The sequence below is a fragment of the Roseovarius indicus genome (assembly GCF_008728195.1).
GTDB lineage: Bacteria > Pseudomonadota > Alphaproteobacteria > Rhodobacterales > Rhodobacteraceae > Roseovarius > Roseovarius indicus.
On the sequence record NZ_CP031599.1, the window covers coordinates 353,079 to 366,569 of the forward strand.

The 13,491-nt window shown below is 64.1% G+C and carries 13 protein-coding genes and 1 pseudogene; 10 read left to right on the forward strand and 4 right to left on the reverse strand.

Annotation, left to right across the window (positions count from 1 at the left end):
* Genes RIdsm_RS27995 through RIdsm_RS28005 form a run of 3 tightly spaced genes read left to right on the forward strand, consistent with a single transcriptional unit; the run spans nucleotide 1 to nucleotide 2,496 of the window.
* Nucleotides 1–1,035 carry an ATPase, T2SS/T4P/T4SS family gene (locus RIdsm_RS27995; protein ID WP_057821015.1) on the forward strand — a complete coding sequence of 345 codons (1,035 nt, stop codon included), beginning with the start codon at nucleotides 1–3 and terminating at the stop codon, nucleotides 1,033–1,035.
* Between the two features lie 16 nt (nucleotides 1,036–1,051).
* Nucleotides 1,052–1,471, forward strand: a complete 420-nt coding sequence (locus RIdsm_RS28000; protein WP_057821014.1) for a hypothetical protein — start codon at nucleotides 1,052–1,054, stop codon at nucleotides 1,469–1,471.
* Entirely contained in the window at nucleotides 1,471–2,496 is a 1,026-nt protein-coding gene (locus RIdsm_RS28005; RefSeq protein WP_057821012.1) for a TrbL/VirB6 family protein, read from the forward strand. Before RIdsm_RS28000 ends, RIdsm_RS28005 begins: the two co-directional genes overlap by 1 nt.
* Nucleotides 2,497–2,904: 408 nt before the next feature.
* Here the strand turns inward: RIdsm_RS28005 and RIdsm_RS28015 are convergent, their stop codons facing one another.
* The 3 genes from RIdsm_RS28015 to RIdsm_RS28025 are packed head-to-tail and all read right to left on the reverse strand — an operon-like array spanning nucleotide 2,905 to nucleotide 5,443.
* Nucleotides 2,905–3,402: an asparaginase domain-containing protein gene (locus RIdsm_RS28015; protein ID WP_057821011.1), complete on the reverse strand. Its 498-nt coding sequence runs from the start codon at nucleotides 3,400–3,402 to the stop codon at nucleotides 2,905–2,907.
* Between the two features lie 54 nt (nucleotides 3,403–3,456).
* Nucleotides 3,457–4,554: an o-succinylbenzoate synthase gene (menC, locus tag RIdsm_RS28020; protein ID WP_057821009.1), complete on the reverse strand. Its 1,098-nt coding sequence runs from the start codon at nucleotides 4,552–4,554 to the stop codon at nucleotides 3,457–3,459.
* Between the two features lie 16 nt (nucleotides 4,555–4,570).
* Nucleotides 4,571–5,443 carry a MurR/RpiR family transcriptional regulator gene (locus RIdsm_RS28025; RefSeq protein WP_057821007.1) on the reverse strand — a complete coding sequence of 291 codons (873 nt, stop codon included), beginning with the start codon at nucleotides 5,441–5,443 and terminating at the stop codon, nucleotides 4,571–4,573.
* A 146-nt stretch (nucleotides 5,444–5,589) separates the two neighbouring features.
* Here RIdsm_RS28025 and RIdsm_RS28030 point away from each other — a divergent pair, with 146 nt between their 5' ends.
* The 7 genes from RIdsm_RS28030 (at nucleotide 5,590) to argE (ending at nucleotide 13,222) form a co-directional block, all read left to right on the forward strand.
* On the forward strand, nucleotides 5,590–7,137 hold the full coding sequence (locus RIdsm_RS28030; RefSeq protein WP_057821005.1) for an ABC transporter substrate-binding protein: 1,548 nt from the start codon (nucleotides 5,590–5,592) through the stop codon (nucleotides 7,135–7,137).
* 76 nt (nucleotides 7,138–7,213) lie between these two features.
* Nucleotides 7,214–8,134, forward strand: a complete 921-nt coding sequence (locus RIdsm_RS28035; RefSeq protein WP_057821003.1) for an ABC transporter permease — start codon at nucleotides 7,214–7,216, stop codon at nucleotides 8,132–8,134.
* Between the two features lie 11 nt (nucleotides 8,135–8,145).
* Entirely contained in the window at nucleotides 8,146–9,066 is a 921-nt protein-coding gene (gene nikC / locus RIdsm_RS28040) for a nickel transporter permease (RefSeq protein WP_082647549.1), read from the forward strand.
* Between the two features lie 5 nt (nucleotides 9,067–9,071).
* A complete protein-coding gene (locus RIdsm_RS28045) occupies nucleotides 9,072–10,115 on the forward strand; it encodes an ABC transporter ATP-binding protein (RefSeq protein WP_244955870.1) in 1,044 nt (347 codons plus the stop codon).
* On the forward strand, nucleotides 10,112–11,098 hold the full coding sequence (locus tag RIdsm_RS28050) for an ABC transporter ATP-binding protein (RefSeq protein ID WP_057821001.1): 987 nt from the start codon (nucleotides 10,112–10,114) through the stop codon (nucleotides 11,096–11,098). Before RIdsm_RS28045 ends, RIdsm_RS28050 begins: the two co-directional genes overlap by 4 nt.
* Nucleotides 11,095–12,036, forward strand: a complete 942-nt coding sequence (locus RIdsm_RS28055) for a DUF6963 family protein (RefSeq protein WP_057820999.1) — start codon at nucleotides 11,095–11,097, stop codon at nucleotides 12,034–12,036. Before RIdsm_RS28050 ends, RIdsm_RS28055 begins: the two co-directional genes overlap by 4 nt.
* A 4-nt stretch (nucleotides 12,037–12,040) precedes the next feature.
* Nucleotides 12,041–13,222 (forward strand): acetylornithine deacetylase, encoded by a 1,182-nt coding sequence (argE, locus tag RIdsm_RS28060; protein WP_057820997.1) that lies wholly within the window; start codon nucleotides 12,041–12,043, stop codon nucleotides 13,220–13,222.
* Between the two features lie 97 nt (nucleotides 13,223–13,319).
* Here argE and RIdsm_RS30665 read toward each other — a convergent pair.
* Nucleotides 13,320–13,430: pseudogene (locus RIdsm_RS30665) on the reverse strand (IS6 family transposase); the annotation flags it as partial.
* Nucleotides 13,431–13,491: the final 61 nt, after the last annotated feature.

The window sequence follows — 13,491 nt, forward strand, 5'->3', positions numbered from 1 at the left end:
ATGGCTGCAAGTTATCTGGAAGCGTCGCTCGACCGTTTCGGCCCCAAAGTCCTGCGCGACGACACGATCGAGATCTGCATCAATCCTGACGGACAAGTCTGGGGAGAGTTTCAGGGCGATCACTTCATGCGTGCACTGGGCAGCCCGCTGACCCGGACCGAGATCAAGGACCTCGGCAATCAAATCGCCTCCGCCGCCTCGACCACACTCAGCACCAAGAAGCCCATCGTCTCGGTCTCGATCCTCTATCGCGACCGGCCAATCCGCGCGCAGGTGATCCAGCCGCCGGCAGTAGAAGGCGGGTTCTCCATATCGCTGCGATTCTTCTCCTCCCTGCCGCTCGAGGCGATCAAGCTCGGGTTTCTCTATGGCAAGGAGCGCAGCCTCGAAGGCCTGCGCCGCGAACGTAACGCCGCGCTGCGCGATGTGGTGACATCCGGCGACATCAACGCCGCCCTGCACTTCTGCGTCGAGAACAAGCTCAACATGATCGTCTCGGGCGGCACATCGACCGGCAAGACGGTCGCGGCGCGCAAGATCCTTTCGCTGATCCCGCCCGAAGAGCGGATCATCACCATCGAGGAGGCGGCCGAGCTGCGCCCCGAGCAGCCCAATGTCGTGACGTTGATCGCGGACCGGGACACGGATGCCCGCAGTGCCGATGTGCTCTTGGCCTCAACGCTTCGCATGCGACCCGACCGGATCGTCCTGGGCGAAGTCCGCGGGCGCGAGGCGATGACGTTTCTCGAGGCAATCAATACCGGCCACGGTGGATCGCTGACTACGCTCCATGCCGAGACCCCACAACTTGCTGTTCGCCGCCTCGCCATCGCCGCCCTGAAAACCGATGTGCCGATGACCTATGCCGACATGATCGATTATATTGAGGGCTCGATCGACGTGATCATTCAGGCAGGCCGCCATGAAGGCACGCGCGGAATCACCGAGTTCTTTCTCCCGGGCCAAACCACAGATTTGAACCTCGACACGGTCGACGGCAGAGGCAACAAGAGCCCCTCCGTTGCCGCTGAGTAAAAAAGGAACCCCCCAGATGCGAAAACCAATCCTCGCAGTCATGCTTGCCGCCCTTGCGGGCCCACTTGTGGCGCAGACTTCGCCTCCGATCTCAAACGATCTCACGGTCGATATGTCGCCTCAACAATACCGGATCTGCAACGATCGTCCGGCGCGCCCGACCTGGATGGACGAAATCAATCCGCGGGAAGCCTACAAGGCGCTGACGTTGATGCGTCTCTACGAGTTGCGGTCATGGGAGACGATCAACGAAAGTGGCGATTGCGGCTGTGATGTGCGCTTCCCGTCTTGGGATGCCGCTTCGACCGAGTACGAGGAACAGTTCGCGAGCGACACCCAAGCGGAGCACACTCAAGCCCAATTGGCCCTCCGCAACGAACAGAACCAGATCGCCCGCGCCGTCCAGGATATCTGCGAAGCGCAAGGCAACTGGTAATGAGCATCGTCAGCTGGATGGTTGGAACCGCCGACGGCTTCCTCGCCGATGCGGCCGAGTCCCAGTTCGGGGCCGTGGCGAGCAATACCGGCACGATCGTCCTGCTGATGGTCACGCTTTCGCTGATCGGCGTCTGCATCAACATGGCATTCCAGTTCCGCAGCATGGATGGGGCAAGTTTCTTCTGGTACCTGATCAAGCTGATGCTGATAGGGCTCTTCGCCTTCAACTGGGCCAACTTCAACGCTGTCGCAAATGCAGTCATTGGCGGGCTCGACTATGTGGCGGGCGCACTGATTTCATCAGTCGGGGGCGGCGGGGCGGGCGCTACCTATTTCGCAGCCGAATTCGACCGACTGATTACAGAGTTCAGCCAATACCTTAACGCTATCGGCAACAACCTCAACTGGATGACCGGAGCGATCCTCGGCGGCATTGGCCTGGTGCTCCTCAGCCTTCTCGGCTTCATGACCGGCATCGTACTCATCTTCGCCAAGATGATGCTGACACTCATGCTTGGCCTCGCTCCGATCATGATCGCACTGTCGCTCTTCGACGCGACCAAGGATTTCTTCCATAGGTGGGTTTCGACGACGGTCAGCTATGCCTTCTACCCCATCGTCATCGCAGCTATGTTTTCAACTGTGGTCGGCATGGCAAATTCTCTGTTGGCACAGCTTGGCGATCCTAACTCCGCCGCCAACATCGGATCGCTGGTGCCGTTCTTAGTCATGGTCTTCCTGGCGAAGGGCTTTGTCGCAGCAACGCCCCTGATCGTACGGGGGATTTCGGGCAACCTGATGGTGGTGGCCGCGCCCGCCGTTGTCGCTGGCTCGACCGGGATCATGCGAGGCATCTTCAATACGAACGGCGTCAAGGGCAGATCGCGGATCGGTGCGCTCACGACAGGCGAAGCGATCGGACGAGGTGCGGTGCAGGCGCCTGTGGTTGTGCGGAGCGCTGCGGCGAAGGCAGGTGCGCAAGTGGTCCGGATAGCGGAGAGGGCAAAACGGCTGACAGGATAGACGCCGATGAGCTGCCGTTCGCCAAGGCCTTCGGCAAAGCCCACAATGCGGACAAAGCAGTCGCAGGCTCTGATTTGGGGAAAGACCCGTTAAGGGGAGCTGCGCGTGTTTTGCGCGGCGCCATTTTGCGGCTCCTACTTTTCCGCCGCTTCGCTGGGCAATGTTGAACCTACTGTTTTCGACCAGAGCAGGGCCGCCTCGTGGCTGACGCAGATATCGCGCTCATGCAGCAAGCCCTTTAAATTTCTGAGCGATAGCGAAAAGGGTACGCAGAGCATTATGGCCTGACGGATGATCTCGGGACTGATTTTGAACCACTTGCAACAACCGGTTTCGGGCATCACCAAAATGCTTGGCTGCGCCCTGTCCCGCCTCAAGCCCCGTCGTTCTGACGTTGCCTCCTCCGCATCAGACGTCGAAGCGGCCCTGTTCTGTGTTCTTCTCAAGCATCGCCGCCGGGAAAACGCGGCCATTCATGACGCCCCAAACACCGGGATCGAGTGTCTGGGCGGCGATCACTGCTCCGCCCAGATTGAACTCCCCGTCCGAGGCGAATAGCGAGAACGGCCGCATCGCGCCGGTCAACACAACGGTCTTCCCCGGGGTCCGCCCTTCGAGAAACCGCGCGGTCTCGCCCATCGTGCCTGTCCCATGGGTGACAACGATCCCATCCTCTGCGGCGCGGTCTATTGCCTCTGCGATCGCCTCGCGGTCGGCGTCCTCGAAAAGCAGACTGTCCTTCAGCATCAGAAGCTCCACCACCGGGAAATGGCATCGTCCTATGCGTAGCACCTCGGGAATATGCGTCGACCCGTCTTGAGCGAAGGCAAGGCCCTCGCTTTTTGCGTCGTGGACTTTGTCGATCGTACCGCCCGTCACGATGATCCGGACATCATTCAATAGCATCCTCCTCCGTTCACGTGGGGGTCCGAAAACCCGCTTTCGGTGGTTGCGTCCGGATCAGCCGGCGCTCACCGTTCTGGCGGAAAGCCTCTCGGGGTTCGGTGCGAAACCGTGGCCGGGGCGGCTCGGCGCGGTAATTCTTCCCGGTGCGCTCAAGGTGATATCGGGGTCCGCAAGCTCCTGCGCATAAAGTCGCCCCGCGGGGAAGATGTCGGCAGCGTAGGCCATGCCGGGAAGCGTCGCGAAGGCCAGCGAAACGCCTTGGCCAACATTCGACTCGAGCATCCCCCCGACCCAGCACGGCACGCCGGCATCCACGCAGTAGCGGTGGATTTCAATGGCGTTGGTAAGACCACCGACGCGCCCATGCTTGATGTTTACCCAGCGGGTGGCGCCTGTCTCGACTGCCTGTCGGGCGAAGTCGAGCGAAGTGATCGTCTCGTCGAGACAAAGCGGCGTGTCGAGTTCTGCCTGAAGTCTCGCGTGATCTATAAGGTCCTGCCAACCGAGTGGCTGTTCGATCATCACCAGGCCAAGGCTGTCCAGCCGCCGAAAGAGGTCGATGTCGCCAAGCGTGAAGCCTCCGTTACAGTCGATATGCAGAGGCATGTCGGGAAATGCTTCGCGGACAGACGCCACCATCTCAAATCCGCTGTCGGGTCGGAACTTGAGCTTCGTGCGGCAGAACCCACCATCGACCGCCGCGCGAACGCCATCATGGAGCGCATCGATACTGTCCTGCACGGGAATATCCGCCCCGACCGCGACCTCGGGCGCGACCCCGCCGATCAGTTCCCAAAGCGGCCGATCCTCTATCCGTGCGGCGAGATCCCACCAGGCGGTGTCGAGCGCGGCCTTGGCGAACCAGTTGCCCTTGAAGGGCGACAGAAGCTGCTGCAGCTCGGCGCCGCTGCCGATCTCGCGCCCCGTGACGAGGGGGGCGAAGACATCGCGGATCAGGATGAAGGCGCCGGCCGCCCATTCCGGGCAGAACTGCGGAACCGCATAGGGCGCGGCCTCGCCCCAGCCCTCGACGTCGCCGCTGCGCACGCGGACGAGAACCGTGTCGATGGCGGTCTCCACGCTGAAGGAGGTCTTCCAGGGCGCCTTGAGCGGCAGGGACACGTGGTAGACGGAAACCTCGTCGATCAGCATGGCGCGTGGTCTCCTCTCATGTGCCCGGGTCGAGTTCGCCGAGAGCGTCGAGCATTGCCTCGATCTCGCTCAGGCGCATGCGCCCGTCGCGTCCCGCGGCGTGATAGGTGTGCGTGGCGACGAAGTTCAGAAGGCTCATGACGCCAACATAGGAATCGAACAGCGACGTACCGCGCACCTGGCACGGAAAGACCCAGGTGGCGTAATCTCGTGTCCGCACGGCACGCCGGTCGGTAAAATAGGCGATCGGCACGCCCCGATCGCGAAAGAGTTCCATCGCCGGCGCGAGCTGGCTGGCGCGGCGTCGGAGGCCGATGGCGATGAGAAGGTCGTCGGGGCCGAGATCGCCGATATCCTCCATCACCATCTGACCGGCACCGGGCACGAGCGCCACGTCCTTGCGGACGAGGATGAGCTGCCGGCGCAGGTAGTTCGCGAAGATGTAGCTGTTCCGAAAGCCGAGGCACACGACGCGCCGGGCCGAGAGGATCTTCTGCGCGACTTCGGTGATCATCGTGGAATCGATCTGCTCGATCGTTTCGCGAAGCGTGGCCATGTCCCTTTCGAGGTGCTGCGAAAGGTTGCTCTGCCCCTTCTTAGGCTTGGCGGACAGGAAGATCGGGTCGCCAGTCATCTGGGCATGCCGGATCTCGCGCTGCATGTCCCGAAAGTCGCCGTAGCCGAGGCGCTTGACGAAGCGCGAGACGGCGGCCTTCGAGGCGCCCGCACGCTCGGCCAGCTCGGTCGCGGAATAGAGCAGGACCTCGTTGGGATATTCGAGAACGCGATCCGCCAGCGCCCGTTCGCTGCCCGGCAAATCATCGTACTTGGAGCGGATCAGCCTCTCGATTGCCCGTGGCTCTGCCGGATCTGACTTGTTCTTAGGCATCTCGTGTCTCTCGCTCCCTCCAAAGTAAAACACAAGTTTCACCTTGTTGACAACTTGAAATTTTAGTTTCAGTATTTCCAGTACAACAACCGGAGGCGCCGGCCGCGAAGCTGGCTATCTCCTACATTCAGCAGAGGAGAACAAGAATGAGATGGGGATATAAATCCTTGGCGGTCAGCGCGTTGGCGATCGCGCTTGGGTCCCAGGCCTTCGCCTCGGACTCGGACATCGTCTGGGCGCGGGACGGCGATATCGACTCACTCGATCCGCACCGCGCGACCTCGACCCTTTCGCGGCAGGTCTGGTACCAGATCTACGACTCGCTCCTCGAGTTCGCCGACGACGGATCGGTCGTGCCCAATCTCGCCGAAAGCTGGGACGTCTCCGACGACGGGACCGAGATCACGTTCGCGCTTCACGACGACATCGTCTGCCACGACGGCACGCCCTTCAACGCCGATGACGTTGTGTGGACCGCGGAAAGGGCGCTCTTCAGCGACAACCCGAGCCTCACGAAGGCGAGTTGGGGGAACGTCACCTCGGTCGACAAGATCGACGAACTGACGGTGAAATTCGTCCTTGAGACGCCCTTCGGCGCGTTCGTGCCCTTCATGGCCGACCAGTTCACCTCGATGCTGTGCGACAGCAACGCCGAGGCCGACGACTTCGGCACCGGCTCGGCGATCGGCACGGGACCGTGGAAGCTCGCCTCGTGGACCAAGGGGTCGGAGATCGTGCTGGATGCCAACCCCGACTACGTCAACCGCGGCCGCCCCGTCGACAATCCCGGCGCGCCCAAGGCCGACCGGCTGGTCGTGCGCACCATGCCCGAAGGCCAGACCCGTGTGGCCGGTCTGCGCACCGGCGAGCTGAATGTCATCGTGCCGCCGATTCAGGAAGTGAAGTCGCTTCAGGAGGACGAGGCCGTCGAGGTTCACGTGGCGCAGGGCACCGGCCAGAACATGTTCCTGCAGTTCGCGGTGAACCGCCCGCCCTTCAACGATGCCCGCGCCCGCCGCGCGGTCAGCCACGCGATCGACAAGGACATGGCGATCAAGGTCGTCTACGGCGATCTCGTGGAGCGGCAGTATTGCCCCGTTTCGCGCGGCGTCTTCGGCAACGATCCCGAATTCTGCCAGCAATACGACCAGGACTACGACCCCGAGAAGGCCAAGGAGCTTCTCGCCGAGCTTGGATACGGTCCCAACAACCCGATGGAGGTGATCCTCGCCACCTGGACCGGCGACAACCGCGAGCGGATGCTTCAGATGCTTCAGAACCAGCTCAAGCAGGTCGGCATCGACGCCTCGATCGAGGTGATGGACATCGGTACGCTGAACGCGCGCGACACGCAGGAGAACAACAAGGCCGAGGGACCAGGCTACATGGATCTCATGGGCTGGACGTGGTTCGATCCGGACCTTCTCTATCTGCTTTGGCATTCGCCGGGCGCCTACGAAGGCTTCCACACGCCCGAGCTCGACAAGATCCTCGAGGCCACGCGCACGACGGTCGATCCGGCCGAGCGCGAGAAGGTGGTCAAGGAGGCCTTCAAGATCCTGCTCGAGGAAGCCGGCCAGGTGCCGATCTACACCCCCGGCTGGCTGTGGCTCTACGCCGTCTCGGCCGACACGCCGGGCTTCAAGATCGGGCCGTTCAACCGCGCCCAGTTCAGCGCGATGGAAGCCTCCTGAGACGTGCCGGGCGGGCGGCGATCGTGCCGCCCCCCGGTTCCCACACTTCTCCCTCGCCTGAGGAGTTGAAGCGCACATGGCCCGTTTCCTCGTCCAGCGCCTTCTTGCCGCTCTGCTGACGATCTTCGTCACCACCGTCGCGGTCTCGATGCTGATCCACCTCGTGCCGGGCGACCCGGTGCAGATCATGTACGCCCAGAGCCAGGGCACCACGCCCGAACAGCTTGAAGCGGTGCGCGAGCGTCTCGGCCTCGATCGGCCGCTTGTGGAACAGTACATCTCCTATCTCGGGCGCATCCTGCAGGGCGATCTGGGCGTCACGATCCGCGGCGAGCAGCCGGTGCTGGAGCTTCTTCTCCTGCGTCTTCCCAACACGCTGATCCTCGCCGCGTCTGCGCTTGTCATCGCCTCGGCCATCGGGCTGACCTTCGGGTTCATCGCCGCCTACAAACGGGGCACGTGGCTGGACACGACGCTCATGACGACAGCGATCCTCGGGGTCTCGATGCCGCATTTCTGGCTGGGTTTGATCCTTCTGTTCTATTTCGCGGTGCAACTCGGCTGGTTTCCAGTGGCCGGTACGGGGTTTGCGAACCTCGTCCTGCCGGCGCTGACGCTGGGGCTGACCAACGCGGCCATCATCGCGCGGCTCACGCGGTCATCGATGATCGACATCTTCGATCAGGACTTCGTCCGGACGGCGCATGCGAAGGGCCTGCCGAAGGCGGTCGTCCTTTACCGACACGCGCTTCGCGCCGGGCTGGTGCCGATCGTCACGATGATGGGCCTGCAGTTCACCTACATGATGGGCGGCGCGATCGTGGTCGAGAACGTCTTTGGCTGGAACGGGGTCGGCCGCATGGCGATCCAGGCGATCTTCCAGCGCGACTATCCGCTGATCCAGGGCTTCATCCTGATGTTCGCCATCGTGGTGGTGCTGGTCTCGATCCTGATGGACGTGATTTATGCGCTGCTCGATCCGCGGATCCGGCACTGAGGAGCGGAAGGATGCAGGACCGGGTGAAAGCCGCAGTCGACCTTGCCGCAACCGTCGGAGACGGCGCCCCCCGCCGTGGCAACTTCGGCCGACGGATGTTGGCCGTCCTCGGCGCGACGACGGCCAACAGGGGGGCGCGGGTCGGTCTCGTCCTCGTGCTCGTCCTCATCTTCACGGCGCTCTTCGCCCCCTGGATCGCGCCCTACGGGCCGGATCAGATGGGCGCGGGGATGAGCCTCTCGCCGCCCTCGGCCGACCATTGGTTCGGCACCGACGAGTTTGGCCGCGACATGTTCAGCCGGGTCGTCTACGGCGCGCGCCTGACGATTCAGGTCGGGGTGATCGCGGTCGGAATCTCGCTGACGGTTGGCACACTCATGGGCCTCGTGGCCGGCTATGCGCGGGGCTGGACCGAGCGGTTGCTCATGCGCCTCGTCGACGTGGTTTTTTCCTTTACCGAGACGCTCATAGCGCTCGCCGCGGTTGCGGTGCTCGGGCCGAGCCTGACCAACGCCATGATCGCCGTCGGCATCGCCGCGATTCCATTCTATGCGAGGATCGCCTATTCCGTGACGCTGGTGGAGCGGAATAAGGCCTATTTCGATGCGGCCTACGTCGCGGGCGCCGGGCACATGCGGCTCATCTTCGTCCACCTGCTTCCCAACATCGTGCCACCGCTGATCGTCGTCGCGACCCTCGGTGTCTCGTCGGCGGTGCTTGCGGCCGCCGGGCTCAGCTTCCTCGGCCTCGGCGCCCAGCCGCCGTCGCCGGAATGGGGCGCGATGCTGTCGGCGGGACGCGACTACTTCACCCAGGCGTCCTGGATCATGATCTATCCCGGCCTCGCGATCATGATTACCGTGCTGGCGTTCAATCTTCTGGGCGACGGCATCCGCGAGGCGCTCGACCCCCGGCAGAAGGCGAAGCGATGACCGACATGACCGATATGGCCGAGACGGAGCGCACAGCTTCCGCGACGGCGACGGGCGAGACGGTCTTGTCCGTGCAGAACCTGTCGACCGAGTTCCGGAGCCGGAAGGGCAGCGTGCGCGCCGTCGACGGCATGTCCTTAGACCTCAGAAAGGGCGAGATTCTCTCGATCGTGGGAGAATCCGGGTCCGGTAAGAGCGTCACCTCGCTGTCGATCATGGGCCTTCTGCCCTATCCGGCGGGCCACATCGCCGGGGGACGGATCCTCTTCGAAGGCCGGGATCTGGTGACGCTGCCGGACCGGGAGATGCGGAAGCTTCGCGGTGCGGGTCTGTCGATGGTCTTCCAGGAGCCTCTGACCTCGCTCAACCCGGTCCTCTCGATCGGGCGGCAGATGACCGAAGGCATCATGCAGCACCTCGGCGTGGGCAAGGCCGAAGCCGAGAAGCGCGCCATAAAGATGATGCGCCGCGTCAGCATTCCCGCACCCGAGGCGCGGCTGAAGGATTATCCTCACCAGTACTCCGGCGGCATGCTTCAGCGGATCATGATCGCGATCGCCATGTCCTGCGATCCGCGCGTCCTGATCGCGGACGAGCCGACGACCGCGCTCGACGTGACCATCCAGGCCCAGATCCTGGAACTGATGCGGGAGTTGCGCGACCGCACAGGCGCTTCGATCGTGCTGATCACGCATGACATGGGCGTCGTGGCCGAAATGGCCGATCGGGTGATCGTGATGTACTGCGGCCGGAAGGTCGAGGAAGGACGCGTGGAGAAGGTCTTCGCCAAGCCGAAACATCCCTACACGCTCGGCCTGCTCGGCTCGCTTCCGGTACTGGGCCATGCGGGGCCCGTCGGGGACGCGGAACTTGCGGAGATCCCCGGGGTGGTCCCCGCGCTCGACGCGCTGCCGCCCGGCTGCCGCTTCTCGGACCGCTGCCGTTTCGCGACCGACAGATGCCGCGCCGAGGGTCCGCCTTTCGAAGAGGCCGAACCCGGACATTTCAGTGCGTGCTGGCACTGGGACGAACTGGAAGGCCGGATATGACCGACGCTCCGATCCTCGAACTCGACGCGCTGGTGAAGCGCTTTCCGGTCAAAGGCGGCCTGTTCGGCCCGAAGAAGTTCCTTGCGGCCGTCAACGGCGTCTCGCTGCAGATCCGGCCCGGCGAGACCCTGGCTCTGGTCGGCGAGTCGGGCTGCGGCAAGTCCACCGTGGGCAAGACGATCATGAAGCTCCACGACCCGACCGAAGGACGCATCCTGATCGACGGGTACGATATCGCGCCGCTGTCGCGGTCGGGCATGAAGCCGATCTGGCGCAAGGTGCAGACGATCTTTCAGGATCCGTTCGCGTCGCTCAACCCGCGCATGACGGCCGGCGCGATCGTCGGTGAGCCGCTGACGATCCACGGCCTGGCCTCCGGTGCCGACAAGGACCGGATCGTCGCCGAGACGTTTCGCAAGGTGGGTCTTCGGCCCGACCAGATGAGCCGCTTCGCGCATGAGTTCTCGGGCGGCCAGCGGCAGCGGCTCTCGATCGCCCGCGCTCTGGTGACCGAACCCGATCTTATCATCGCCGACGAGCCGGTGTCGGCGCTCGACGTGTCGATCCAGGCGTCCGTCATCAATCTGCTGATCCGGCTGCAAAAGGAGATGGGCCTGGCCATGCTGTTCATTTCGCACGACATGAGCGTGGTGGAGCATATCAGCCACCGCGTTGCGGTCATGTACCTTGGCAGGTTGGTGGAGAGCGGCCCGCGCGACAGGATCTTCCGTGCTCCGCAGCATCCCTATACGCAGGCGCTTCTATCCGCCGTTCCCGTCGCCGATCCCGCCTTGCGCAACCGGGAGCGGATCGTGCTGAAGGGGGATGTTCCGAGCCCCATCGATCCCCCCTCCGGCTGCCCATTCCGGACCCGCTGCCCGCTTGCCGAGGACGTTTGCGCGACGGCCATGCCCGAGACCCGCGCCGTTGCGCCGGGACATGGCGTGGCCTGCCACGTCCGTGCGCGCGAGCTGGCGGCATGACGGTCGGGATCGGTGCCGCCGGGCCCAATGCCGGGCTGGCCGTCTTCCGCGCGCTCGCCGCAGCCGAGGCTGTGGGCGACGGCGCCATCGGCGGCTTCGCCGTTTTTGCGGCACTGACGGCAGACGGTCGGCTCTTCCGTGCCGAGACGCAGCGCGGTGGCACCGCGACCCTTTTCACCGAGGGCGAGACCACCGGAACGCCGCCGCCGGCGCAGGTCGCGACGGCCCCCTTTGCCGCGCTGATGTCGAGCGGGCCAGACCGGCCCGAGCCGCTTTTCCAGTTTCTTGCGGCCTCGGAGACCGGGCTTGTCACCGGGCACCGCCTGCCGAACACGCCGGGGCCGGACGGACGCCCGGTGAACGAGGCGGTCCTTCGGGCGATGGCGGAGGGACGGAGCGCGGAAGAAGCGCTGGACCTGGTTCTGGAGCGCGCCCCCCTGATCGACGCGGGGATGATCGCGCTTGGACCCCGCCGGGGACTTGCCGCGCGGAACAGCCAGCTTGTCGCCGCACGGCCGGACCTCGGCAGCGCGATGTTCAATGCCGAAGGGGCATCGGTGGCCGTCCTTCACAACGCGATCACGCCGGCTGCGGAACTTGCTCCGCTCGTCGCCGCCGTGGCCCTCGGTGTCATGGCGCCGCCGCATGCCATCGCGGGTCACGCGGTGGTGCGGGCCGGCACGCCGCTGGCCGGCGGCGACGCCCACCGTGTCATCCTTGGACCCGACGGCGTCGCGACACTGGTCGAAACGACGGACCCGCTGATCCTCTCCGGCCGGCACGTCTGCGCCGCGATCTATCTGGGCGCCCTCGTCGTGAGGGAGGGGACGCTGCTTGGCCGGACCGTGATGGAGCCGAACGTGCTGGTCGAAGACGGCCGCATCCTGCGCATGAGCGGGAAGGACGAGGTTCGCATCCCCTACGCGCGGGCGGAGTAGGCCGATGGAAACCGGAAAGATCCTCGAGCGGCTTATCGCGTTCCCGTCGGTCTTCACCTCCGAGGACTACACCGCGATAACCGACTATGCGATCTCGCTGCTCGCGCCTCTCGGCATCGCCTGTCATCGGATCGAGGCGCCCGGCGGAGGGCGGGCGGGTCTCTTCGCGGCCACAGGACCTGCGGGTCCCGGCGGCATCATGCTCTCGGCGCATCTCGACGTGGTGCCGGTGACCGGCCAGAGCTGGCAGACCGATCCCTTCGTCGCCACGGAACGCGACGGCAGGATCTTCGGTCGCGGTACTTCGGACATGAAGGGCTTCGCTGCCGCCGCTATCCGCGCAATGGCCAACGCATCGCGCCGTCGCCTTGCACAGCCAATCAAGCTTGCTCTCTCTTACGACGAAGAAGCTGGCTGCGTTGGAATCTCTCAGATGGTCAGTTCACTCGAAAAAACAATCGGCCTGCCAGATCTGTGTGTCGTAGGGGAGCCGACCGGAATGCAGATCGTGACTGGGCATAAGGGCAAGGTCTCTCGCCGGATCGAGTTCCGCGGGTCGGCCGGTCACTCCGCCGGCGCCCCCGGCCATGTCAACGCCCTGCATCTCGCCTGCGATCTGGTTTCCGCGCTCAGAGTGATGCAGGAAGGCATCGCCGCGAAAGGCCCTCGAGCCGAAGGCTACGGCGTGCCCTACTCGACCATTCATGTCGGCAGCCTCAAAGGTGGCGGCGCCCTCAATATGATCCCCGAAACCGCGACGCTCGAATTCGAGATCCGCCACCTCGCCGAGGAAGACATTGACGGCCTCCTTCATCGAATTGACGCCCTCGCCGCGCAGATCGCCGGAAAAGCACGCGACACGAGGCCCGAGGCTGCCGTGCAGATCACAGAATTCAATCGCTATCCCGGCTTCGACATCGCGCCCGGGCCGGAAACAGAACTTCTTGCAGCCCTCGGCGCGCATTTGCCAGCCGGCAAGGTGGATTATGGAACCGACGGCGGAGTAATCGCGGCACAAGGTATCCCGGTCCTGGTCTGCGGCCCGGGCGATATCTCTCGGGCCCACCGTGCGGACGAATACGTGACCAACGCGGAACTGTCCGAATGCGACGCCTTTCTGGAGCGTCTGACAGAAAAGCTGGAAACCGGCCTGCCGGTCACGCGGCCAACTTCGCCGCCCGCCTGATGCTTTGGAGAATTTGCCGGTACTCTGCGAACAGCGCTTCGCCGGGCGCTGGCAGACGAACGCAAACCAGTCTCCATTGGGTCAGGATGGTTGTCCCTTACCCCGCGCAGAGACCGCACCACTCGGCAAGAGCGGCGGCGCGGTTGGCTTTGAAGAGAGTTCGTCTGGAGAGGCTGCGTTCCTGGTTGAAGTGGTTGAAGACAGCCGACCCGAAGCGTCCGTCCGTTTCGGGCTCGGAACCGCTATTCGCCGGGCCTTGCGCGAAGGTC

What these genes read in the sequence shown, in the direction of transcription:
- RIdsm_RS27995 (WP_057821015.1), top strand. Translation starts at nt 1, where the DNA reads ATGGCTGCAAGTTATCTGGAAGCGTCGCTCGACCGTTTCGGCCCCAAA.
- RIdsm_RS28000 (WP_057821014.1), top strand. Translation starts at nt 1,052, where the DNA reads ATGCGAAAACCAATCCTCGCAGTCATGCTTGCCGCCCTTGCGGGCCCA.
- RIdsm_RS28005 (WP_057821012.1), top strand. Translation starts at nt 1,471, where the DNA reads ATGAGCATCGTCAGCTGGATGGTTGGAACCGCCGACGGCTTCCTCGCC.
- RIdsm_RS28015 (WP_057821011.1), bottom strand. Translation starts at nt 3,402, where the DNA reads ATGCTATTGAATGATGTCCGGATCATCGTGACGGGCGGTACGATCGAC.
- menC (WP_057821009.1), bottom strand. Translation starts at nt 4,554, where the DNA reads ATGCTGATCGACGAGGTTTCCGTCTACCACGTGTCCCTGCCGCTCAAG.
- RIdsm_RS28025 (WP_057821007.1), bottom strand. Translation starts at nt 5,443, where the DNA reads ATGCCTAAGAACAAGTCAGATCCGGCAGAGCCACGGGCAATCGAGAGG.
- RIdsm_RS28030 (WP_057821005.1), top strand. Translation starts at nt 5,590, where the DNA reads ATGAGATGGGGATATAAATCCTTGGCGGTCAGCGCGTTGGCGATCGCG.
- RIdsm_RS28035 (WP_057821003.1), top strand. Translation starts at nt 7,214, where the DNA reads ATGGCCCGTTTCCTCGTCCAGCGCCTTCTTGCCGCTCTGCTGACGATC.
- nikC (WP_082647549.1), top strand. Translation starts at nt 8,146, where the DNA reads ATGCAGGACCGGGTGAAAGCCGCAGTCGACCTTGCCGCAACCGTCGGA.
- RIdsm_RS28045 (WP_244955870.1), top strand. Translation starts at nt 9,072, where the DNA reads ATGACCGATATGGCCGAGACGGAGCGCACAGCTTCCGCGACGGCGACG.
- RIdsm_RS28050 (WP_057821001.1), top strand. Translation starts at nt 10,112, where the DNA reads ATGACCGACGCTCCGATCCTCGAACTCGACGCGCTGGTGAAGCGCTTT.
- RIdsm_RS28055 (WP_057820999.1), top strand. Translation starts at nt 11,095, where the DNA reads ATGACGGTCGGGATCGGTGCCGCCGGGCCCAATGCCGGGCTGGCCGTC.
- argE (WP_057820997.1), top strand. Translation starts at nt 12,041, where the DNA reads ATGGAAACCGGAAAGATCCTCGAGCGGCTTATCGCGTTCCCGTCGGTC.